The organism is Nostoc sp. DedQUE05 (assembly GCF_034530955.1).
Lineage (GTDB): Bacteria > Cyanobacteriota > Cyanobacteriia > Cyanobacteriales > Nostocaceae > Nostoc.
Window position 1 is genome coordinate 69,985 of record NZ_JAVRCB010000001.1, and the last position, 24,477, is coordinate 94,461.

A 24,477-nucleotide genomic window follows, 5' to 3' on the forward strand; every position below is an offset into this window, starting at 1 on the left:
GAAAGTTTATTTTCTGTCCTTTACGTCTCTGTGCAAGCTTATGGGGCTACAACTTTGGCTAGGATGCAAGATAAAAGAAGCCTCATCGCCCTTTGTCCTTGTTGGTAGTACTGGTGATTTTTAGTACTTAGTATAAATAATTCGGCAACTAATTCGTAGGAATCTTTTATATCCATCCATATAATCCAATATAAAAACTGCTATGACGGCGAATAGTCCGTCCAGATTCTTTAATTCCACCGATATATTTTTGGATACCTATACATTTAATTTAATGTGAGTTCGACGGCTCTAAAAACCCCACTTCCATTCCTCTCCCCCACAGGGAGAGAGGCTTTGAAACCCTAATTTTTTCGTTGTCAACTAAAAATATTTCTGCCCCTCTCCGCCTCGGAGAGGGGTTGGGGAGAGGTTCATCGAACTCACGTTAATTTATGTAGGACTTACGCATCGTACATAAGTACTAAACACAATTTGGGTATTTTAGGCATGTTTTGGCATCCAGCGATCGCAAATGTCGGAATAAATCAGGGTTATCTGAAGCCTCTGAAAAGACTAAATACCGTAATACACGTTTTGGTTGATTTGTATAGTGCGTAAGTCCTATTATGGTTGAGGTCTAAATACCCATCCATGACATAATTCAGAATTGCGTTAGCGAGTCTGCGTACTCTGTAAGAGTTGCAAGCTACGCTTTTAGCGTCTCGTAGAGAGCGTCATTGCGAATGGGATTTTGGTAAATCCGGGTAATTTAGATTTTAGTCAGTTTTTCCTGAATGAATGTCCTGTTTTGCCTCTCGACTAGCTGTAGATGTGATCAGAAACGGATTATTAGGGAGAATTCTTTGAGCATCGAAAACGACGGTCGCGGCAGTGGCAGGTAATGTTATGGCTTTTGTATTAGTTATAGATAGCGTCGGCGCAGCCCAACCTAGTCATCGCTATAGACTGGTGAAGCTCCGATATTAAGCTGGTGTTATGTTGAATGGGGCAAGAGTGATAAAAAAGGGTTAATGTCTCTTACCTGCTCCCAGATATAGCTCACCCACTTTCGGGTCATTCAACAATTCTTCACCAGGGCCGGAGATCGCATCACGTCCCGATTCTAATACATATCCACGATTAGCCATCTCTAAAGCTTTACGGGCATTTTGTTCAACTAATACGATCGCAGTACCTGCCTGATTAATTTGTTTAATCTGCTCGAACACTTGTGTCACCAAAATCGGCGACAAAGCAGCAGATGGCTCATCTAAAATCAGCAAACCAGGTTCCAACATCAAAGCTTTGCCCATCGCTAGCATCTGGCGTTCTCCTCCAGAGAGAGTACCAGCACGTTGACGACGGCGATCGCTTAATCTCGGAAACATAGTAAATATTTTATCTTTAATTGGTTTCAGGGGAGTGTTAAGCACAAAAGCACCCATCTCCAAATTCTCTTCAACACTTAGAGAAGGGAAAACATTGGCGATTTGCGGTACGTAGCACATTCCTCGTTGGACAATTTGATTGGACTTTAGCCCCACGATATTTTCACCTTTGAAAGTAATTGTGCCTGTGTGGGGGATCAAAAGCCCAAAAATTGCTTTTGCCAAAGTAGATTTACCTGCACCGTTGGGGCCAATCACTGTCACCAATTCTCCTGGTGCAACCTGAAAATTCACACCTTGCAGGATATCTACATCTTTGATGTATCCGGCGCGAACATTTTGAACTTCTAATAAATAGTCATTAGTCATTGGTCAATCGATTTTGGATTTTAAATTTTGGATTTTGGATTGACCCCGACCACAACTTGTACTGAGCGTAGTCGAAGTAGGGTACGGGGCAAAATGATTTTAAATTTTGGATTTTGGATTTGTTCCGCTTGACTTCGGACGGGGCATGAACCGGAGTAATCTAAAATCTAAAATCTAAAATCTAAAATCTAAAATTGGCACGGTCAAGTCATACATCACTATTGACTGTTGACTATGGACTATTGTGGGGTTTTTTGCAACTCTGGTCGTTCTTCTGGAAGAATCGCCCCTTCTACAGGGCAAACTTGGAGACAGATGCCACAGTCGATGCAAGTGGCAAAGTCAATCCAGTACCAATCAGTTCCCTTGGTGTTTTTGCCTGGGCCATCATGAATACAAGCTACTGGACAAGCATCTACGCAGTCAGCTACGCCTTCACAGACTTCTGTAACAATTGTATGCGGCATGTTCTCGATTCCCTCTTTTCTGTATCGGCTATTTCTAGCCTAGCAGGGGAGGGGGGAGCAGGGGGGCAGGGGGGCAGGGGAGACAAGGAGACAAGGGGACAAGGAGATAAACAAAACTCCTAACTCTTAACTCTTTAACTCCTAACTCCTAACTCCTAACTCAGCACTCAGCACTCAGCACTCCTAATGCCCCATGCCCAATCCCCCACTCACTTAATGCAATGGTTCTATTTTTGGTGAACCATCAGCTTTGATCCAGGCAATTTGGGCAATGCGGCGATCGCTTGCATATTGGCGAATTTCCTCTGCATCTCTTCCTCCTAAGTCAATTTCTACTCGCACCAAATCAGTAGAATCTCGGAGTTTTTGTGCGTAGACAAAGGCGGCAGCGTTAGCACTAGCTGTCTCTGGTGCTACCAACCAGTCAGTTGCTGGAGTTTCTTGTGGTAATTGCTGGGTAGACAACAGAACTTGGTATAAATCTTCGATACTTAGTCCAAAACCAATTCCGGGAATGTTTTCTCCTTGAGGATGATATAGCCCCAAAAGCTGGTCATAGCGACCACCACGCCCTAAAACTCTGGTTTGGGATTCAGTATCGTTGACAACTTCAAAGACGATACCAGTATAGTAATCTATGGTTTGGATCAGGCTGAGGTCGAGGATTAAGGGAAATTTTTTCTCTGATTCTAGTAATTCTACTAGGGATTTGAGGTTATTCACTGCCTCTCGCTGTTCTTCATCTAAATCCAGACTACTAACTTTTTGCAACACGTCTGCACTTGATCCACGCAAATCCATGATGATTTGGGCGCGATCGCGCAGTTTGTCACTTAGAGGTAAATTATCTATGGTAATGCGGTCAAGATGAGCGATCGCACTGCGAACTCGATCCTGTAAATTAGCAGGAAAGGCACTCAGGAGCGATCGGGTAATTCCCGCTTCACCCAAAATTAAATGCCATCCCTGCAAACCCAGTGCTGCTAAACAATCTGCGACTAACAGCAGGACTTCCGCATTCGCCAGCAATCCACCAGTACCTAACAACTCCACCCCAGCTTGATAAAACTCTTGCTGGCGATTATGCCTACTTTCCCAAGTGCGACGAAACACATTGGCGTTGTAATACAACCGTTGGGGATAAGTCACACCAGCCATCCGAGTGACAACAGTACGAGCAATAGATGCTGTTAATTCTGGGCGTAGCCCCAATTCATCATCTTCGCCATTTTGTTGTAGTTGAATCACCATCTGACGCTGGATTGCTTCCCCCGCCATCAGGGTATCCATCCGCTCTAAAGTCGAGGTGATAATCCTGTGATATCCCCAACGATGAAACACCTGTTGTAACCGATCTTCAATCCAGCGTTTTTTCTCTACATCCAAGGGCAATAAATCCCTGGCTCCCGCTGCTGGTTGATACACCATTATTTTTTCTTCCCACCAAACAAACCACCGAACAAACCACTACCAGATTTATCTGGTTGCTTATCTCCATTATTGGGGGATGAAGTCACCTTCTGATCGCTAGGTTGTTGTCCTAAAGCCTTATCTATTTTAGGTTTCCATTGCAGAGCCGTTTCGTCACTGGGATCTAATTTTAGAGCGTTGTCAAAGTGGATTTTGGCCATTTTTAGCTGATTTTGCTTCAAATACACCATTGCAATTAAGCTATGACAGCGGCTATTTTTTGGTTCTAGCTTCAGGGCCTCTTGCAACTCTACTTTGGCTGGGGCAAATTGGTTTTTGTCAATCAAAGATTGAGCGCGACGAATATACTGTTCTACAATCAAGTCTTCTTTTGGTGGCGCTGGTGCTGCTGCTGGTGCTGTATTTTTTGGTGTATTTGGCTGAGGTGTACTTGATTGGACTTTGGGTTGAGCAGGTAGCGGCGCGGCGGATGCTTTACCCGCACTCCGCATTAAATACACTAAATTCAACTCACTAGCTTGGGCAATAACTTGCAGTGCTTGTTCTAAAGAATCATATTGAGTTTGGGCTAGTTTTGCGATCGCAGTTTTATAAAAATGATCGATATTAGCTGCCTCAACTAACTGTTTAGCCAAGTCAGTATTTAGAGTTACCGAAGTCGATTCTTGTACCAGACGCTTGCCAATTTGCGACAAAATTAGAATATATTCAGTGCGAGTGCGATCGCTAGCAAGTTTTTCGTAAGCCGGGTTAACCAGCTTTGATAACAATTCGTTACCGAGATGTTTTTGAGCAGCAGTTTCAGTAAGACTACTGTCTGGATGCAAACGGCGGGCGACTTGGAGATAGCGTTTGCGAATCTCTTTAACATCGGCATCAACTGGAACGCACAGCACTGCGTGATGATCTATGAAATCATATTTAAATAGTCCACGATCTATTTTGAAAGACATATAGAGTTTTTGCACCAAAGGAGCAGTTAGATTGCTTTTAGTGTACCCAAAGTCGTAGAGAAAGCCCCCATCTGCTACACCCAAGCTGACAGTGGTGGAACCCGTAAAAGTTCGTGACTGAGGGAGTCGTGAATATAACTATTTGTAGCAAGAATTCTACCAGACTCAATTTTGACAGTAGTGCCATCGTAGGCGGTGATTTTGCCTCCGGCTTCTTGTACCAAAATTATCCCAGCAGCAATATCCCAAGGAGAAAGTCCCCGTTCCCAGTAACCATCGACACGTCCACAGGCAACATACGCCAAATCTAGCGATGCCGAACCGCTACGTCTAACTCCTTGGGTAAGATGGGTAAGATGAGTAAATTCTGCGTAGTTGTTATCAGAGGTTTCGCGGCGATCGTAGGCAAATCCTGTTACTAGTAGGCTTTTATTCAGTTCAGATGTTACTGAAACCTCGATCGGCTGACGGTTACGCGTTGCTCCTAAGCCAGCAGCAGCCCGGAATAGCTCATTGTGAAATGGGTCATAAATTACACCAACTTGGGGAACGCCATTAATTAACAGCCCGATGGAAACGGCGAAGAATGGGTATTGATGAGCGTAGTTGGTTGTGCCATCAAGAGGATCTATTGCCCAGAGGTACTCATTCTGTTGATTACCTAATTTTCCTGATTCTTCAGCGAGGATCGAGTGCTGGGGAAAGTGGCCACGCAAAATTTCTAAAATCAACTCTTCTGAAGCTTTATCAGCAGCCGTGACTAAATCACCAGGGCGTCCTTTTTCAATAATTGCATCTTCTAACTTACCCAAGTAACCTTGCAAAATAGCACCAGCAGCCAAGGCCGCTTCTGTAGCAATATCTAGAAAAATTTGTAAATTTGTCATTTGTCATTTGTCATTTGTCATTGGGCATTTATTATTGGGCATGGGGCATTGGTTTATTTCCCTTTAGTTCCTAGTTCCTAGTCCCCAATCCCCAGTCCCCAGTCCCCAGTCCTCAAAGATTTTGGCGGCGAAACTCGGCGGGAGTGAGGCGCATGGGTTTTTCTGGGTTCCAGATTCCTTGCCCCATGAGTCTAGCCCATTGTTGGGCACGTTCTAAACGCAGGTCATATTTGTGGTTAGGCGATCGCCCTACAAACATTGCATTCCCTTGTTTGACTAATTCTTCATTCAATAACACCTTATTTTTCCACACATAAGCTAGAGTTCGCCCGATTTTGTCTTTTGCTTCTAAATCAAACTCCAGCGTTACCGATTCTTCTACACCACCAATTAGATTCTCTAACTGTTCTTTTGCTGCTTCCCCCCAAGGGCGCTGTCGCAAATCTGGTGCATCAACTCCTACTAACCGCACTTGGGAAATCAAATTTGGTTGTTCAGCCATGCCCAAAACTTCCAAACTTTGCCCACTAACTACCCGCGCTACTTTCACTTGGGCTTCATTGTTTGGCAGCTGGTTCTTGCCTTGGCAACTCACCAAGAGCAATAAACAAGCCAAAATAGCTATTTTTCGTAACCAATCAGCAAGACTCAAAACCATCACAAATTCTTCTATGTTCGCTGCTACGCGTACTGAATAAAATCTCCTGCCTCCTGCCTCCTGCCCCCTGCCCCCTGCCCCCTGCCCCCGGCCTTATTCAATTGTTTATTCCTCATCTAAGGGTAAACCCGCTTTAACTCTCCCCTTAGCAAAATAGCGTCCAAACTGAAGTTCGTAGACTTCATCTTCGTCTTGCGTCTCCACTTCCAAGTCAGAACGGGGGTAACTCACACACAACAAGGCATAACCTTGCTTACGTAAATCTGGTGACAAGCCGATCGCTTCTGGTTGGTAAATTTCTCCTGATAACACTCTCACAGCACAAGCAGTGCAAGCCCCGTTGCGACAGGAAAACGGTAGTTCTACCCCTTGTTTTTCGCCAGTGTGCAGGATGTAGCGGTCTTCTGGCACTTGTAGGGTGTGTGTTTTGCCAGTGGCGCGATCGCGAACTTTTATTGTGTATGTACGGGACATCTGGATTTGCGTTTTGGGATTAGGACTATCAGATTCAATCTAAAATATCTTTCTTATCTTTGCATTTTCTGGGATTTTATAGTAAGATCGTAACCTGTGACACCTGGAGAGGTGGCCGAGTGGTTTAAGGCGCAGACCTGGAAAGTCTGTTTAGGGAAACTTAACGGGGGTTCGAATCCCCCCCTCTCCGTTTTCAAAGCTTAGTCTAAATATACAGTTTGTAATATAGCCAAATATATTTAAAACTAAAAAAATTAAATATGATTTGCAAAAATCTTTGCAACATCAATGAATCCTCTGTAGAGGCATACAGATGTACGCCCCTAATAGGTATTTCGTGAAATGGTATAACACCAAAAATATTAAATGTTAAGGCACCTCAATGGGAATCAAAGCATTTTCTGGCAAATAGTTGGAAAAACGCCCTTCATCTGCAAGCACCAAAATCAGACGCAGAGGATAATCTGGTGGAACTTGCAAATCTGCCCACGGTACTGCCAACTCTAAACAACTATTTATTGCTACTTGAGCGCGACTGAAACGGGGATGCCATTGATGATTGTCTCCCGCTTCCCGAAACTGAATCGATTGCGTCAGCAAGTTAACTTCTAAAAGATGGTGGAAATGGTAATTAAGTGGGGCTGCATCTGGTACATCTGCCAACGGAATTGGGCTGTTAACCATTGTTTTTTCTGGATAGAACCACAACAAATTCAATTCTGTTGGCAAATCCCGTCCTGGTGCAGCGCCACTTTTAAAGTCTAGCCGCAAATAGAAATTTAAGTGATCTACCCCATACCAAAGTCGCTGGATAACACTGCTGTTATGCATCGTCCCCCGCGCCCCGCCGATTTCTATGCGTCCAGCTTTGTCCCAATCTTGTTCGTCACCCTTACCATCAATGACGGGGTGAATAAACCCTTGTGGGGTGTGGTTTGCTTGTGCTGCATGGATTTCCACTGGTTGCTTGAGATAGGGCGGTATAGGTTCATTTAATGCCTTGTAAATGCCAAACAGATGTTCTCGAAACAACCGATCAAAAATGGCATCCTGATTTGAGGAGTGTCCTGCACCAAACCACCAAAACCAGTCGGAACCCTCTGCGGCATACAATGCTTCCCATGCTTCGGGGTTATTTTCTTCCGTCGCTTCGGGATGACTTGCAAGCATTTTCCTTGCTTCTGTCAAGTAATCCCAAGCACGATTTTTGGCGGGATCGCCGATCCAGGTGGTGAAACTGCCATCTACCCAAGAACCGCTATGTAGTTGCCCTCCGGGAATAGTGGCTGTGGCTGGAAATTCTTCCAGAAATTCGGAGACAGTAACGAGTTTGAGGTGGGGTTCATCGCTCAAACTTTGATATAAAGCTTCTAAGAATGGTTTGCCATCTTGGGAATAAAATTCCCAGCAATTTTCTCCATCTAAGGCGATGGTAACTAGCCAAGGTTGTTCGCTATGACTATCTCTTTGCTTTTTAGCGATCGCTTGCAAATGTCCCACTAAATCTGCTGCTGCCTTTTTTGCAGGCATTGCACCATAAGTAAAACCAATCAAGTCTGATAATCTGTGGTCGCGAAACACAATTGACAAGTCACCCTCGGCGGTTTGCAGGCGATAGGGTCGATACAACAATTCTGGTTGCTCCACATTCCCCGCCCCATCTCGATGAAAAAGGTGTTTCAGCGTCCACCCTAAGACGGCTTCATCTGAGCATATCCACTTATATCCTTGGTTAATAATATCTGGAAGTATTGCTGGACTTACTGATTGTTCTGAAGGCCATAAACCACGAGGTATCTGCCCAAAGCGGTCTTTATATAAGTCCCAAGCTTTCCGCAAGTGGCGGGGGATATCTTCTGCCCATTGAAAGCGTTGCTTCGGTAGTGTCATATTGGGCACAGCTACCCGACCGGAGTTAGTATCAGCTAGTAAGGGTAAAATCGGGTGAGTATAAGGCGTGGTGGTAACTTCTAGCTGCCCCGCTTCCTGCATTTTCCGATGTTGGGGGATAATCCGGCTCAAGATTTCTCGCTGTTTGGAATAAATGCGCTGGCGATCGCTTAAAGTAAAATTCCGTCCCTGTTTTAACCAAGCAGCAATTTCCGGGTCATCCCAAAACAGCGGATCGATCCAAGCCAAATTGTGCCAAGCTAGCAAATCGCCATAATCTGGCAATTCCCAATTTGCTAAACACCAAGCTTGCCCCTTATCCTGTCTTTGCTGGTACAACTCGGCATAGCGGGGATGCGGATCGATCAGGGTATGGTGATTAGCATCAAAAAAGTGTTGGATAATAAATTCGCGCTGTTGCTGGGTAAGTTGCTCATCCGGTGTCAAACTGGCTGTGAGATAAGGGTCAAAAGCAGTACCAGCAATATAATCTTCGAGTTGCAATATCAGCGATGGAACTAAATTTACCGTTTGGTGTAACTTAGGATACCGCTCTAAAAGCAATACTAAATCCAGATAATCTTTAGTTCCATGCAAACGTACCCAGGGAAGACGGTACTGCTGACTCAGAGATAGCGAAACGCCGCTGCCAGGGGACTTGTACAGCGGCTGATGTTGATGCCAGATAAAAGCGATGTAGAGAGGATGGGACATAGAAATAGTTAGGAGTTAAGAATGAGGAGTTAGGAGTTGATTCAAACTCATAACTCCTAACTTCTAACTCCTAACTTTTACACCACTTGCTCAATTTCTGCAATTTCGGGAATCATTTCCTTGAGGCGGCGCTCAATACCCATTCTCAGGGTCATTGCAGAACTGGGGCAAGAACCACACGCACCTTGCAGGCGCAGTTTTACAACAGGCCCATCGAGTTCTACTAGTTCCACATTGCCGCCATCAGACATAAGATAAGGGCGCATTTCATCTAAGACTGTTTCAACGTTGTCAATTGTGAGTTCCATAGTTTAGACCTGCTAAGTTAATGATGGACATTGGGGATGGGGGATTGGGCATGGGGCATGGGGCATTAATGATCTCTGTGCCAGATGCGCGGTTACTCATTAACCATTATCCAAAATTTTATTTTTCAGCTTTGTTAAATCGATCCTAAATCTAATTGCCGCTAGATTGTCAGGTGTCAGTTTTTAATAACTTTTGACTAAACCACTGCTGATTTTAGCAACTTGATATTAGATTAGCTGAACAATTTGTCGTGCAAGCCCTCCTACTCTACTTTAGCGGTTAAAGTCCTGAAGAGAACGCCAGGAGGTGACGGATAAGGAAGGTTTTTTCCCAATCCCCATGCCCAATATGGTTATTAAATAATAATTACTAAAAAACTTTCAAGTTTAAAACTCAAAACCCAGTACTGGTAATCTTCCAAATGACTAATGACCAATGACTAACATTCAGCACTACTTGTTGAGTCGCTATCATTAGACGAAACCATGACTGGTTGTTGATATAGTGGCACGGTGAATGTGACTGTTGAGCCAAGTCCTTCGCCCAAACTATAAAAATGTACTTCACCGCCCATAGCCTCCACTAGCTTTTGGGATATTGCCAGTCCCAAACCTGTGCCGCCGTACTGGCGAGTCCGGGAGCCATCCACCTGAGAGAATAATTGAAACAATTTATCTTGTTTATCTAAGGAAACACCAATACCAGTGTCTGCCACACGTACTCTCACCATGCCAGGAAATTGCTGCTCTTGAAAGTTCACCTGAAAATTCGCCTTTTTGAGTACTAAATCAGCGCTGACAGTGACGCCACCCTCATGAGTAAATTTAATGGCATTACCTACCAAATTGAGCATCACTTGTAGCAACCGTTGGTAGTTGCTTTGGACAATGATTTCATCAGAGGTAGCAGGCATTTGCATCTGAAAGCTGAGGTTTCTCATTTCTGCTTGGGGACGCATGAAACCTTCTACATGACTGAATAGCTCATCTAGCTTAACTGGAGCGTAAGCTAGCTCCATTTTACCAGCTTCGATTTTGGCAATGTCCAAAATATCGTTGATGATATTCAGCAGATGTATCGATAAGTGGTGAGCTTCTGCTAAAAACTGATTTTGTTCTTCTGGATCGTCTGCCATCCCTTCCAAAATCAGCTTTAAAAAGCCAATCATACCGTTGAGGGGGGTACGAATTTCATGGGATACATTAGCTAGAAACTCACTTTTGAGGCGGGAAGCTTCTTCGGCTTTTTGACGCGCTATTTCTAATTCTTCATATAAAGTAGCATGAGCGATCGCAGTTCCCAATTGATCTGCTGCTTCTTTTGCCAGTTCTAATTCCGATTCTGTTAATGTATAGCATTCATCCTGCCAATTCAAGGCAACCAATCCATTGGCTTGGTCTTGATAGCAAGTCGCAACTACTAAAGTTTTCTGCCGCCCAGACTCTTTGTATCCAGGCACTTCCATCGTAACTGGTTCTAGGGTTGCCAAGGCTTGAGCAAAGGCAGGCTCAGAAGCTATATCTATATCCAAGCCAAGCATTGATTTGAGTTCTGGCTGGCGATACTCAGCCTTCACCTGCACTTTTGAGCTTGAGGGCTGATAAGGACAAATAATGCAGCGTTCTAGCCGCAGTGCTTTCCCCAAACTGTCAACTGTTTGCTGCCAAATAATATCTAAATCTAATGTCCGGCGAATATTTCTGGTAATGCGATTTACCAATTTTTGGTGTTGCTGCGATCGCAAAGCCAACTCTATTTGTGTGGGCGTTTTTGATGCCACGCGCGGTTGTTTTTTGTTGAGTGTCGCTTGTATTAAGCGTCCCATCACTAAAACGGTAGTGGCAGTGGTTCCCAAACTCGGCATAATCGGACTGATCGCTAAGTCCAACTCAAATAATTCTTTCTGATAGCTAAACCAACATTGAAACCTTTCTGGCACCAAACTTGTCAAAATTCGGTGCAATCGTTCCAAATAACTAACCTTATCCACTGGGGCAAAGGTTTGAGTCTGGTTCAGCTCGTCAACTATTTTTTCAGTATTTAACCCCAGGAGTTCGCTGTACTGCCAACAAAAGGTCAGATAGCGCCCTGCCCCATCTTGCGTATAAACTAACTCGGCTCCTAGAGTTGGTAATGAGCCATCAGTCTTACTGGTAATAGATTCCAGATTTTGGGAAAATACATTTGACAATTGGGAATTGGCAGTAATAGTCATTAATTGAGTTGGATAGACAAAGGGTATCCGACCGTAATTTTACTAAAGCCGCTGAAATTTATACATAAATTTTTACAGCTTTTTTGTGTTTGATGGGGTATTTTTTATTGTTCTGAAAACCAGATTGGCAAACTTTACTTTTTTTAACTTGCATTGACAGTTAAATAATGGCAATGGCGTTAATCGTTCCATTCACCGCGAGGAGGAACAGGAGTACGCACAGGCGTGCGCGTTAGTTCGTCATCTCTGAGGAGTTCACCCCGTAACCACTGGCGAATCGCCACCTCAATTACTTTACTTGGGTCATTGGTGAGATGCTGAATTTGCTCTAGTAACTCGGAGTCTAGGCGGACAGCAATTTCTACCTTATCGGCTGGTGTATTTTCCGCTTTGGTAGTTTTCTCTCTCATATTCATAGGTTTATATACTCTGAATTCTTTGAATTGGTTTTGTCTAAAGCTTTGTAAAGTAGTTATATTCATTATTTGGGCTAATTCGCTGAAAAATTTTCAAGGGCACAGTTCAATAATTCCCTGAAATAGCACCAAAGTAACAGCTTTAAGTTTTAAATCGCATTTTTCATATAACTGACTAGACAATGGCTTTATAAATTTTGCTGATAAATCAGCGATTACGGGCAACTAGCAGTCGCAATTGCCCACGCTCCCGACACGATCCCTAGATGTACTTATTTACATTTATTGTACGCTCCTAACTGTTGAATACTAGCAGCGACAAATAGACCTTCATAATATTCTTAAATGTCCACCTATTTAGATCGAAAGTTCAAGATGGGGTGAAGAGGGGACTGGGGATTGGGGACTGGGAACTGGGGACTGGGAACTGGGAAATAATTTTTCTACTATCCAATCCCCAGTCCCCAAAACCCAATACCCAATACCCAAAACCCAATACCCAATACCCAATACCCAGTCCCCAGTCCCCAGTCCCCAGTAAAAGCAGCGTCTTGGCAAAGAAAGCATTAAAATACATTAAGTAAATTGCCCTTTTAACTTTGGTTGCTGCTAAGGCAAAGATAGTATATGACTGACGTTCCCGCAGTTCGCATTCGCAATTTTTGTATTATTGCTCACATCGACCACGGGAAATCAACCCTCGCCGATCGCTTGCTACAAGCTACTGGCACTGTTGAAGACCGACAGATGAAGGAACAGTTTCTCGACAATATGGATTTGGAACGGGAGCGCGGCATTACGATTAAGCTGCAAGCTGCCCGGATGAACTACACAGCTAAGGATGGTCAGCAGTATGTGCTGAACTTGATTGATACTCCGGGACACGTGGATTTCTCTTATGAAGTCTCCCGCTCTCTTGTTGCTTGTGAAGGAGCGCTATTGGTAGTAGATGCGTCCCAAGGTGTGGAGGCGCAAACTTTGGCTAATGTATATTTAGCGTTAGAGAATAACCTGGAAATTATCCCGGTTTTGAATAAAATTGATTTGCCGGGGGCTGAACCAGAACGGGTAATTGGCGAAATTGAAGAAATTATCGGTCTAGATTGCAGTGGGGCAATTCTAGCTTCTGCTAAAGAAGGAATTGGGATTGATGAGATTTTAGAAGCAGTTGTCGAGCGGATACCGCCACCGCCAAATACGATAAATGAACGCTTACGAGCGTTAATATTTGATAGCTATTATGACAGTTACCGGGGAGTAATTGTGTATTTCCGGGTGATGGATGGCACCGTGAAAAAAGGCGATCGCATCCATTTAATGGCATCGGGTAAAGAATTTGAAATTGATGAGTTAGGCGTTCTTTCTCCCACTCAAAAGCAAGTTGATGAACTGCACGCTGGGGAAGTAGGCTATTTGGGAGCGGCAATTAAAGCTGTAGCTGATGCACGGGTAGGAGACACAATTACCCTCAGTAAAGCGAAAGCTGAGGCACCCTTACCAGGTTACGCAGAAGCGAACCCGATGGTTTTTTGTGGGATGTTCCCCATTGATGCCGATCAATTTGAAGATTTGCGGGAAGCCTTGGAAAAGCTGGAACTCAACGATGCAGCGCTGCATTACGAACCAGAAACTTCGAGCGCGATGGGGTTTGGTTTCCGTTGCGGGTTCTTGGGTTTGCTGCACATGGAAATTGTCCAAGAACGTCTAGAGCGGGAGTATAACCTGGATTTAATCATTACAGCCCCCTCGGTGGTTTATAAGGTGATTACCATCAAAGGTGAGGAACTGTACATCGATAATCCTAGCCGTTTACCTTCTCCCAACGATCGCGAAAGAATTGAAGAACCCTACGTCCAAGTAGAGATGATTACCCCGGAAACTTATGTTGGCACCTTGATGGAGTTGTCACAAAATCGTCGGGGCATCTTCAAAGATATGAAATATCTTGCCCAAGGACGAACCACCCTCACTTATGAGCTACCTTTGGCGGAAGTTGTAACTGACTTTTTTGACCAGATGAAATCGCGATCGCGCGGTTACGCCAGTATGGAATATCACATTATTGGCTACCGTGAAAATCCTCTGGTGAAGTTGGATATCATGATTAACGGCGATCCCGTCGATTCCTTGGCGATGATTGTGCATCGAGATAAAGCTTACAACGTCGGGCGGGCAATGGCAGAAAAACTCAAGGAACTAATTCCCCGCCATCAATTCAAAGTGCCAATTCAGGCATCTATTGGCAGTAAAGTTATTGCCAGCGAACACATCCCTGCTTTGCGCAAAGATGTGTTAGCCAAATGCTACGGTGGTGACATCAGTCGCAAGAAAAAACTTTTGCAGAAGCAAGCAAAAGGTAAAAAGCGGATGAAATCTGTAGGTACTGTAGATGTACCCCAGGAAGCCTTTATGGCAGTACTGCGCTTGGATCAAAGCTAATTTAAGAGTGTTTATCCAAAAACAATTGGCTACTTGCGCCTACATCTCAACCGGAAAAAACATACAGCAGAATTCAGGAGAAAAATACCCTCAATACGCTTCGGTTAAAGGGGAAAGGGTAAAGGGGAAAGGTTTTGAATACATCCTTTACCCGCAAACCCATTCCCCAGACCACAAAGAAAGTGAAAAATTCCAGCATCTTTTCAGAAATAGTGGTAACTTGCTGTTGGTATATTTTCTAAGGTAGTGGTAAATATATAGTGATAGCAGAAACTGAAACCCTTGCTATATAAGGACTGAAAAGAGAAAAATCACTACTTTTATACCACTACCCAAAATATCATGAGTCGCAACCAGGCCCAAGAAAAACTCTCTGAGGCAGAGCGAAAATATCGCACTCTCGTAGAACAAATTCCGGGCGTTGTATATATCTCACCGATTAATACCACTGCAAATGAAGCCTATATTAGTCCGCAACTGCAACAATTATTGGGCATTGCTCCCGAAGATTGGAATTCTGGTTTATTCAATAGTTGGTTAGATTACACTCATCCAAACGATCGCGATCGCCTTTGGCAAGCTGTAAACACTACAATCGCTACCGGAGAGCCTTTGAGGATTGAGTATCGGATGATTAGGCGCGATGGCAGAACAATTTGGGTACGAAACCAAGCCAATCTCGTTTTTTGTGCCGATGGACAAACTCAGCTACTTCAGGGTTTAGTATTGGATATTAGCGATGTCTATGACGAATTTTGTTTACGCAAACAAGCACAAGAGAGCGAAGAACTTTATCGTACCATCCTCGAAGACCAAACAGAATTGATTGCTAGAGGCTTACCAGATGGCACTTTTACCTTTATCAATGAAGCTTACTGTCGATTTTTTGGACTGGAGCGAGACAAAATTATCGGTCAGCACTACAAACCTGTTGTGTTTGAGGAAGACCAAGAACGTGTTTTTAGTCTGGTAAATTCCATTAGCTTAGAAAATCCCGTTATCACCATTGAAAATCGCGTTGTAGCTTGCCAAGGAGTGCGGTGGACGCAGTGGATTGTTCGAGGGATATTTGATGACCAAGGTGCGATTGTAGAACTTCAATCTGTTGGACGAGATATTACCGATCGCAAACTGGTAGAACAAGCTTTAAGTGAAAATGAACAAAAATTCCGGGCGATTTTCAATCAAACCATTCAGTTTATCGGATTGCTTCAGCCGAATGGAATTGTATTAGAAGCCAACCAAACAGCACTAGACTTTGCTGGGATTAATCGAGAAGAAGTAGTTGGCAAGCCTTTTTGGGAAGCAAAGTGGTGGACAATTTCTCTAAATACTCAAGAGCAATTAAAAACTGCGATCGCAGCTGCTGCTAAGGGTGAATCTATTCGCTATGAAGTTGAGATTTTAGGTCGAGATCGTCAAGCGATCGCGATTGATTTCTCACTGCGTCCTATACTCGATCGAACCGGGCATATTACCCTACTGATCTTTGAAGGACGAGATATTACTGAATATAAAGTCGCGCTTCAGAAACGCCACAAAGCTGAAGAGGCATTGCGCTCCAGTCAAGACTTTCTGCAAAAGGTTGCTAATACTATACCGCATATTTTGTATTTGTTTGACCTCTTACAAGGAACAAGTATCTATCTTAATCAGAAAAGTGTGGCTATTTTAGGCTACTCTCCAGAAGAATTTTGTAACGCAGATCCGCAGTGGCTAATGAATTGCTTTCATCCAGACGATCGATACCTCTGCTATGACATACCGAATCGCTTTGTCAACCTGAACGACAATGAAGTACTTTCCACTGAATACCGATTCCGACACAAAAATGGAGAGTGGCGTTGGCTAAATACACGAGAAGTCGTATTTGCCAGAGATGCTAACGGCACTCCAACGCAGATTCTTGGCTCGGTAGAAGACATTAGCACTCGTAAAGAAGCTGAAGTGATGTTGCGACAGCAAGCAGAGGGAGAACGGTTAATTACTGAAGTCACTCAACAGATTCGGCAATCACTGAATTTGGAGGAGGTTCTGAATACAACAGTAAATAGTATTCGCCAGTGTTTAGGTTCAGATTCCGTAGCTATCTACCAGTTACAATCTGACGGAAGTGGGAATTTTGCGGCAAAATCAGTGGGTGATAACTATCCTCAGAGATTAGAACTGACAATGCACCCATTTTCGCTCAAACAAGATTTTAGCGACTATTACCAGGGATTACCTAAAGTCTTCCATAATATTCAGGAATCTGATTTTTCAGCCGAGGTTTTTGAGTTATTACAACTCTATCGAGTTAAAGCGGCTATAATAGTGCCGATTTTGAATGAAGAGCATCTCTGGGGTTTACTCATTGTTCACCAGTGTACCGCACCTCGTTATTGGCAAGCGTTTGAAGTGAATTTGTTGCAGCAATTGGCTAGTCAAGTAGCGATCGCAATTCATCAATCAGTACTTTACCAGCAAGTGCAAGCTGCCAATGAAGAATTACAAAGATTAGCTACTCTAGATGGCTTGACTCAAATAGCCAATCGCCGCCGATTCGATCAATATCTGGAAGCTGAGTGGCAACGACTCAAACGCGAGCAACTTTCACTGTCTTTAATTTTGTTAGATGTCGATTTTTTTAAACTCTACAATGATACTTATGGTCATTTAGGAGGGGATGATTGTTTGCGGCAATTAGCAAATGCCCTCAAAAATATTGTTAAGCGTCCAGCCGATTTAGTCGCTCGTTACGGTGGAGAAGAATTTGCTATCATTCTGCCTAATACAGAGATTCAAGGAGCAATCTATGTAGCTCAAACTATTCGACAAGCAGTGCGCGACTTAGCCATTCCCCATGCTCAGTCTCGCGTGTGCGATCGTGTTACCGTTAGTCTAGGTGTTGTTAGCATTGTGCCAAATTCCGAAATTTCGCCGCCAGACTTGATTAATGCAGCAGACAAAGCACTTTATGTAGCCAAACAGCAAGGACGCGATCGAGTTCATGCCGTTTCCGTCGTTACCCCTTCTTGACAAGTGAGTTGTGAAGGGGAGGCTCAATTGTTCTGATTACGAATTATTACTATACCTTGCTTTCTCTCCTTAGCCTACACAGTTGATAACCTTTAACAAAATCACTGTTAAAAAATCTAAAAATTTTAGTAAAAGTACTCACTGCATTCGCCAGACTTGTATTTTTAGGTAAATGTAGTTTGTTAGATATTTATAAAGTGTTGGGGAGTCTAGTAGATGAAGATACTGGTACTGAGTTGGGAGTTTCCACCAAGGATTATTGGGGGAATTGCGCGACATGTGGCGGAGTTGTACCCGGAGCTGGTAAAGCTAGGACATGAAATTCACCTGATTACAGCTGAGTTTGGTCACGCATCGATGTATGAGGTTGTTGAAGGAGTAAAGATACATCGAGTGCCAGTGGCATACAGTAACGACTTTTTCCACTGGGTAGTGAATCTCAATTTGAGTATGGGAGATCACGGTGGTAAATTGATTTTAGAAGAAGGGCCCTTTGATTTAATTCATGCCCATGATTGGTTAGTCGGAGATGCGGCGATCGCTCTCAAGCATAATTTTAAAATACCACTAATTGCCACAATTCATGCTACTGAATACGGACGATACAACGGTATTCACACAGAGATTCAAGGTTATATAAATGGCAAAGAAACCTTGCTAGCTTACAATGCTTGGCGGATTATTGTTTGTAGCGAATATATGCGCCAAGAAGTAGAACGAGCGCTCTACACTCCTTGGGATAAAATCGATGTCATTTATAACGGTATCCGAGCCGAAAAGAAACAGCATCATACAGATTTTCATGCTCTGGATTTTCGCCGCCAATTTGCCGCAGACGAAGAGAAAATAGTTTACTACCTCGGTCGTATGACCTACGAAAAAGGTATACCTATATTACTTAATGCCGCACCCAAAATCCTTTCAGAAATGGGAGGTAACGTGAAATTTGTAATTGTTGGTGGCGGCAATACTGACCATCTCAAGCGCCAAGCCTGGGATTTAGGAATTTGGCATCATTGCTATTTTACCGGTTTTCTCTCCGATGAATACTTAGATAAATTTCAAACTGTCGCAGACTGCGCAGTTTTTCCGAGTCTTTACGAACCCTTTGGAATTGTGGCTTTAGAAAGCTTTGCTTCTCGTGTACCTGTAGTAGTTTCTGATACTGGTGGTTTTCCAGAAGTGGTGCAACATACCAAAACAGGCATTGTGACTTGGGTGAATAATCCCGATTCTTTAGCTTGGGGAATTTTGGAAGTGTTGAAAAATCCAGGTTATCGTCAATGGCTGGTGGATAACGCTTATGAGGATTTAGAGCGCCGCTTTAGCTGGCCGAAACTCGCCAAGCAAACTGAGCAAGTATATCAGCAAGTTGTGCAAGAGCGATCGCAAATATCGTGGTAAGATAGCTCCCCGATTTCTTTAAGAAGTTGGGGAGCTAAAATTTTATTTGAACTTGCATAAATCCTTAATCAACCTTTGATAAGTTTATAGCTGGTACTGCTGCAATTTCTGGAGTAGTGCAAATTTAATCTGGTTTTAGATATTACAGCATAGTTCAAGTTGGTAAGGTACACAAGCTAAATCTGTTACTCAGGTATAAAGCATGTTTTACTCCTGAACTATGCTGTATTTTTGGAATTCCGAAATCAGTAATATCATGTCCGCTTGATTGCTTATTAAACTCGAAGAACCCCACCCCGCCAAAGCTGTGCTTTGTCTCCCCTTCCCGCAGGCGGGGAGGGGTTGGGGGTGGGGTTCTTTTATTATGGGTAATTTGGCGGACATGATATAACACGAGAAAAAGCTAATTCATCAAGGATGACTATATGAAACTGCTTCCTTTGGATAAACTAGGAGCTAGAGAAGCCAACGGTATTGTTGATTTTGGACTATTTCTACCTTGGGTTTCTCAAAAGGATGGAAATCGGCTAATAATTAAAATTATCCACGAAAAAGATCAATTTCTCCAAGATATTCAGCCCTTAGAATTTGAACTCAAGCATTCTATCGACTCAGAGTATGGTGATTATTGGTCAACTCAAATAGATATCAAAACTCAATCAAAACCCAGTGCCAAATCTGCATGGGGAGAACCAGGTAGATATGTTTACCGCTATTGCTTGCAAAATCCCGATCGGGGAGAAATAGATTGGATTATTGACCCTTTTGCCAGAGAATTTGGTGTAGGGAAATTATCAGCCTTCACACTCGGCTATCAACAATATGAGTGGAGCCAGAAGGAAAAAACTTGGAAAACTCCAAACTTAAAAGATATTGTTCTCTACGAATTGATGATTGATGAATTCGGCGGCAATATTGATGGAACAATTGACAAACTCGGCTATTTAGCCGATTTAGGAGTTAATTGTCTGGAAATTATGCCACTTTCCAATGTAGCCTTAACAGTAGATTGGGGTTTTTTACCAATTGGCTATTTTGGTGTAGATGAACGATTTGGTAAAAGAAAAGATTTACAAGGTTTAATTGATGCGGCACATCAAAACAACATTGCTGTAATTGTAGATGCCGTTTATGGTCACACTGGCGATAGTTTTCCATACTCTTATGTTTACAGAAAACTAGGGTATCGTGAGAATCCTTTTATGGGGGCATTTGCTAAAGATTATTTTGGCGAAAGCACAGACTATAATCGCAAGTTTACCCAAGACTTTTTCTATACAGTCAACTATCACTGGCTAGATGTTTATCATGTCGATGGTTTTCGCTATGACTGCGTACCCAATTATTGGGATGGTTCTACAGGAGTTGGTTACGCTAACTTAGTTTTTAACACTTACAAAACAGTCAAAGAAAAGAGACAAGCTGGCGAGTATTGGCAGAGATTCTTTAACAATGACACAAGCGATGACACGATCAATTTGATTCAGTGTGCTGAACAATTAGAAGGCCCAAAAGAGATTCTCGAACAAACTTATACCAACTCTACTTGGCAAAATGAAACTTTTGGTGTAGCTGAAAGTGTAGCTCGTGGAAATAAAGGTGATTTAGCTAATCTTGGCTTTAAACTTGGTTTAGATGGCTATCCTTCAGAGATTACAAACAATGGTGACAAAATTGCTAAAACAGCACTGCAATATATAGAAAATCATGACCACTCCCGCTTTGTTTGTAACTTTGATACGATCGCCCGCGAGAATGATTTATTAAAAGAAGGTAATCGTGACTTATGGTATAAAGTCCAGCCTTACCTAATTGGGATTTTCACTGGTAAAGGGATTCCGCTACTGTGGCAAGGTCAGGAATTTGGTGAAAACTATTTCCTGCCAGAACAAGGTTTTGGTAGAGTGATGTTGCTTCGACCTGTACGATGGGATTATTTTTATGACCCCATTGGTAAGAGCGTACTTTCCTTAGTACGCAAATTGATTAAACTGCGTAGTCAGCAACCGCAGTTTACGGAAGGCGACCATTTCTTTTACAACGATTATGACCGCTATCATTCCAAAAATGTGCTGCTATTCTCGCGCAAACATGGTAACAAGTTTAGCCTAGTAGCACTTAACTTTAGCGATCGCGATCGAAATGTACCCTTCTGGTTCCCAATTGCTGGCAATTATCAGGAAGAACTAAATGGTGAAAACAATTTAATCGACGTTCCCAGTTATTCAGAATATTGGGTAACTATTCCCAGTAACTACGGAAGGATCTGGACAGTGACAACCAATACCTAATCTATTTTAGGTTCGATCTGGCCAGAATTAAACGCTACAAGCAATGTAGAGATTTTTGCACAGTAACGCAGAGAATTAACGATCGCTCTGCGTTATTTTGCGTTAACAAACAGTACAAGACCTGTACGCTGGAAATTCTACCCGATCTAGTGCCACAGTTAAGCTAGTGCGCGTCTAAATTGCACATTTTTCGTTAAGACTGTCCTAAGTCAATTGGTTATTCACAACAACTGATAAATGACTAATGACAAAGGACAAATTTCACGAATAAATAAGCAATTAAAATGCGTCACAGCCTAGCAATAATTGCAGTTTGCTCTAGAAGTTTAGTATGACAAAGGCATTCCCAAGCATAGCAAGGCGCTTGAAAAGTACAGGAATCAAGTTGTTGAAGATGGGAACCTTCCTAATAACCCGTTTTATTGCAAGCTGGAAACGCTTCTTCCTGGGTGATACTGTTGATGTTTACCCCCCCTCCACTCCCTCCTTTGATGTCCGTCCTTCCTTAGCGGGCCCAGTTCTGAGTTTGGGTGGGGGAGGCCCTGATGTCGATGATGCTATCCAGTGGATGATTAACCAAGTTAGGGGAGGTAGTAACTCCAGCACTAAAGTTAATGTTGTAGTTCTCCGCACTAATGGTAATCACGATTACAATCGGCTAATTTATGCCATGAAGGGCGTAAATTTTGTGGAAACTCTTCTGGTTAGGGATAGACAAGAGGCAAACAAAGCTGAGATTTATGAAAAAATCCGAAATGCTGATGTAGTTTTCTTTGCTGGCGGGGATCAATGTCAATATATCCGCAACTGGAAAGATACCAAGCTTGAGGCTGCTGTTAAGTCAGTTTATCTTAAGGGGGGTGGTATTGGTGGCACTAGTGCAGGTGCAATGATCCAAAGCGATTGTGTCTATGATGCTTGCGCTTCTTCCGAAAAAGGCATTGAAACTAGAGACGCACTCGAAGATCCCTACCGAGACATTACTTTTACTTACAATTTTTTCAATTGGAGTAATTTGAAGGGAACTATCGTAGATACACACTTTGACAGACGGGAAAGAATGGGTCGAATTATGACTTTCATTGCCCGTCAAATTAAGGATGGTGTATCTAGCAGTGTTTTAGGTATAGCGGTTAGTGAAAGTACATCGGTTCTTGTGGATAAAAACGGTTTGGTGAAAGTTATGGGTAGGGGTGCGGCATACTTTGTACTTGGCAATCATCTGCCAGAAGTATGCGAACCCCGAAAGCCTTTGACCTTTTCCAATTACAAAATTTGGAAAGTCCGCAGTGGCGACACCTTCAACTTAAGAAATAGACCAACTTCTGGGTACTATCTCAGGAGTGTCAAAAGGGGACGGATTGATTCAAATCCCTATTGAGTGGGAGGGCTGATTCAGCCTATTTCAAACAGGATTTGTCAAAATGGTTAGCGAGAAAATTGTAAGTAAGCTGTTACGCATTTAATTTGTATATTTACTCGTGAGAGTTGTCATTGGTCATTGGTCATTAGTCATTTGTATTTCAAAGGACAGATGACCAATTGACTTAGGACAGTCTGAATGCAAAAATGTACAATCTAGACGCGCATCAATTTAAGCGTGAGAGTTGTCATTGGTCATTTTCCTTTTTCTCTTTAACCGAACTGTATTGCCCCAACCCTTCCCCGATGCTTTGGGCAGGGGAGGGGTTGCCTTAGCAAATGCGGGGTGGAGTTCTTTATTTTTGATTTATGCAAGAGGTCTAATTTTTAATTGTTATAACCCTTAATTTTTACTATATTCTAATTTTGAAAATAGCTTCCACCAGCTTTTAGCTGACTTGTGTCAGAGAGGTTAAATAAAAGTAATTTTAGAAAATAATTTGACAGAATTTGAGCTTCGGTTTTGCTCGGCTCAACTTAGCATATATAAGATTTTGAAAGTAATTTCGGGCAATATTAAGCGCTGATAGGTTGTTCAGATTCAATTAACTGATTATTCGGTACATCAAATCTAATAGTACTAGCTGCCCAGTCTTTGAAATCGGGTGCTAGCCAGACTAGCTTACGCAGAATTTCATCATTGACCCACAATACCAAGGGAAACTGAAACTGTTTCCGAAACTCATCTCGCATGATATTGGTACTAATAATCAGTTGGTTAATTGCCACTACAGATTCTAAGCCTCGTACCATCAAAGCTTCGGGTTGAGTAGTACCAATTTCACTTGTAATAGCTGTGTATAATTTATCATCAGTAGGGGAGAGTAAAATTTCGTGGATATCTGCTGATGAAAATTCTGTTAGCAAATTCAACACTTGCTGCTGCTTTTGAACACAGTTACAACAAGCCAATAACAGTGAAAACTGTCCGCCAGAAACCATCATCGCCCTTGCCAGTCTCTTAGTAGCTGCTGTGCTGCTAACTGTGCCGTTTTCTGAATTGGTTAAGCCGATCATGAAAAACACCCTTCTTTTGATTTTCAAGCATATTCAGTGATTCTACCCTATTAATTTTTATTCAAAAGTGTTAATTGGGTAACTTTGATGACTTTTTCTGTAATATTAAGCATTATATAACGAACAAGCAGATGGTGCATTATCTCATGTTCACAATTTAGGGAGAATGTAAAGAGAATATCAACACAAGGTCTGCAACAGGGGACATACGAAGAATTAACAATTGCATTATCACTGGATTTTCATAAATTTTTGCCTCTGCTAACAATTAAGTAATTTTTTTAATTTAATAGTAAAAAAAATATTCAGTAAAAGTCTAACAGTAAATGTTAGCAAGTGGCAAAAGTTATAACAGTTTTCAAATGCACCCCTACTTAAACATTAGGTTTTCCATGTCAGCCTTCTTTTGCGATCGCCCTATAACTTTGCTTCACGCTAACACCAGTTATCTACAGCAGTAAACCCCCTACAGCAAGAGTTAACCGCGTCACAATGTCTTTTCAATCAGCCATTTGGGGAGGGATATTGAGTCGGGAGTAGTAAAATAGTCTCAACACAAGATGCAGAAATCTTGTTGCATTAAAGCTAACTCATCCGTTTGATAGAACTGTAGATTGAAGATGTCGCTCCGTTAGTGGAGGACAGGGAATATTTAGCTTTCTAAGATCGATTTAGAACATCTGAACTATAACAACAAGTTTGGAATTTGCTCAATTGCTACATTTTTTGAAGT

The 24,477-nt window shown here is 42.6% G+C and carries 17 protein-coding genes, 1 tRNA gene and 1 pseudogene; 6 read left to right on the plus strand and 13 right to left on the minus strand.

The genetic code is table 11. From position 1 onward, the window contains the following. Positions 1-38 precede the first annotated feature (38 nt). The 8 genes and pseudogenes from RMZ42_RS00300 to RMZ42_RS00335 all read right to left on the minus strand — a co-directional run. A pseudogene (locus RMZ42_RS00300) lies at positions 39-271 on the minus strand (IS4 family transposase); the annotation flags it as partial. A gap of 739 nt (positions 272-1,010) precedes the next feature. Further along, a complete protein-coding gene (locus RMZ42_RS00305; protein WP_322669515.1) occupies positions 1,011-1,739 on the minus strand; it encodes an ABC transporter ATP-binding protein in 729 nt (242 codons plus the stop codon). A 239-nt stretch (positions 1,740-1,978) separates the two neighbouring features. Then, positions 1,979-2,206 (minus strand): ferredoxin family protein, encoded by a 228-nt coding sequence (locus RMZ42_RS00310; protein WP_322660386.1) that lies wholly within the window; start codon positions 2,204-2,206, stop codon positions 1,979-1,981. 213 nt (positions 2,207-2,419) lie between these two features. After that, entirely contained in the window at positions 2,420-3,634 is a 1,215-nt protein-coding gene (locus RMZ42_RS00315; RefSeq protein ID WP_322669516.1) for an ATP phosphoribosyltransferase regulatory subunit, read from the minus strand. Next, on the minus strand, positions 3,634-4,590 hold the full coding sequence (locus RMZ42_RS00320) for a J domain-containing protein (protein WP_322669517.1): 957 nt from the start codon (positions 4,588-4,590) through the stop codon (positions 3,634-3,636). Before RMZ42_RS00320 ends, RMZ42_RS00315 begins: the two co-directional genes overlap by 1 nt. A 74-nt stretch (positions 4,591-4,664) precedes the next feature. Next, positions 4,665-5,477: an inositol monophosphatase family protein gene (locus tag RMZ42_RS00325; protein ID WP_322669518.1), complete on the minus strand. Its 813-nt coding sequence runs from the start codon at positions 5,475-5,477 to the stop codon at positions 4,665-4,667. 112 nt (positions 5,478-5,589) lie between these two features. Next, a complete protein-coding gene (locus tag RMZ42_RS00330) occupies positions 5,590-6,135 on the minus strand; it encodes a thermonuclease family protein (RefSeq protein ID WP_322669519.1) in 546 nt (181 codons plus the stop codon). 105 nt (positions 6,136-6,240) lie between these two features. Next, positions 6,241-6,609, minus strand: a complete 369-nt coding sequence (locus tag RMZ42_RS00335) for a 2Fe-2S iron-sulfur cluster-binding protein (RefSeq protein WP_194041586.1) — start codon at positions 6,607-6,609, stop codon at positions 6,241-6,243. A 105-nt stretch (positions 6,610-6,714) separates the two neighbouring features. Here RMZ42_RS00335 and RMZ42_RS00340 point away from each other — a divergent pair. Then, positions 6,715-6,799: transfer RNA gene (locus RMZ42_RS00340), tRNA-Ser, on the plus strand. Between the two features lie 179 nt (positions 6,800-6,978). Here RMZ42_RS00340 and RMZ42_RS00345 read toward each other — a convergent pair. From RMZ42_RS00345 to RMZ42_RS00360, 4 genes are all read right to left on the minus strand, one after another. Next, positions 6,979-9,213 carry a glycoside hydrolase gene (locus RMZ42_RS00345; protein ID WP_322669520.1) on the minus strand — a complete coding sequence of 745 codons (2,235 nt, stop codon included), beginning with the start codon at positions 9,211-9,213 and terminating at the stop codon, positions 6,979-6,981. Between the two features lie 77 nt (positions 9,214-9,290). After that, positions 9,291-9,521, minus strand: a complete 231-nt coding sequence (locus tag RMZ42_RS00350) for a NifU family protein (protein ID WP_012408256.1) — start codon at positions 9,519-9,521, stop codon at positions 9,291-9,293. 440 nt (positions 9,522-9,961) lie between these two features. Beyond that, a complete protein-coding gene (locus tag RMZ42_RS00355; protein WP_322669521.1) occupies positions 9,962-11,737 on the minus strand; it encodes a sensor histidine kinase in 1,776 nt (591 codons plus the stop codon). Positions 11,738-11,916: 179 nt separating this feature from the next. Further along, on the minus strand, positions 11,917-12,153 hold the full coding sequence (locus RMZ42_RS00360; RefSeq protein WP_094353260.1) for a hypothetical protein: 237 nt from the start codon (positions 12,151-12,153) through the stop codon (positions 11,917-11,919). A 627-nt stretch (positions 12,154-12,780) separates the two neighbouring features. Here RMZ42_RS00360 and lepA point away from each other — a divergent pair. The 5 genes from lepA to RMZ42_RS00385 all read left to right on the plus strand — a co-directional run bounded on the left by lepA (position 12,781) and on the right by RMZ42_RS00385 (position 22,686). Beyond that, positions 12,781-14,592, plus strand: coding sequence for a translation elongation factor 4 (gene lepA / locus RMZ42_RS00365; RefSeq protein WP_322669522.1), 1,812 nt, complete (start codon positions 12,781-12,783; stop codon positions 14,590-14,592). 342 nt (positions 14,593-14,934) lie between these two features. Further along, positions 14,935-17,610 (plus strand): PAS domain S-box protein, encoded by a 2,676-nt coding sequence (locus RMZ42_RS00370; RefSeq protein WP_322669523.1) that lies wholly within the window; start codon positions 14,935-14,937, stop codon positions 17,608-17,610. 216 nt (positions 17,611-17,826) lie between these two features. After that, positions 17,827-19,014 (plus strand): glycosyltransferase family 4 protein, encoded by a 1,188-nt coding sequence (locus RMZ42_RS00375; protein WP_322669524.1) that lies wholly within the window; start codon positions 17,827-17,829, stop codon positions 19,012-19,014. Between the two features lie 425 nt (positions 19,015-19,439). Further along, positions 19,440-21,305, plus strand: a complete 1,866-nt coding sequence (locus RMZ42_RS00380; RefSeq protein ID WP_322669525.1) for an alpha-amylase family glycosyl hydrolase — start codon at positions 19,440-19,442, stop codon at positions 21,303-21,305. A gap of 331 nt (positions 21,306-21,636) precedes the next feature. Continuing rightward, on the plus strand, positions 21,637-22,686 hold the full coding sequence (locus tag RMZ42_RS00385) for a cyanophycinase (RefSeq protein ID WP_322669526.1): 1,050 nt from the start codon (positions 21,637-21,639) through the stop codon (positions 22,684-22,686). Between the two features lie 557 nt (positions 22,687-23,243). Here the strand turns inward: RMZ42_RS00385 and RMZ42_RS00390 are convergent. Continuing rightward, positions 23,244-23,744 carry a hypothetical protein gene (locus RMZ42_RS00390; protein ID WP_322669527.1) on the minus strand — a complete coding sequence of 167 codons (501 nt, stop codon included), beginning with the start codon at positions 23,742-23,744 and terminating at the stop codon, positions 23,244-23,246. Positions 23,745-24,477: the final 733 nt, after the last annotated feature.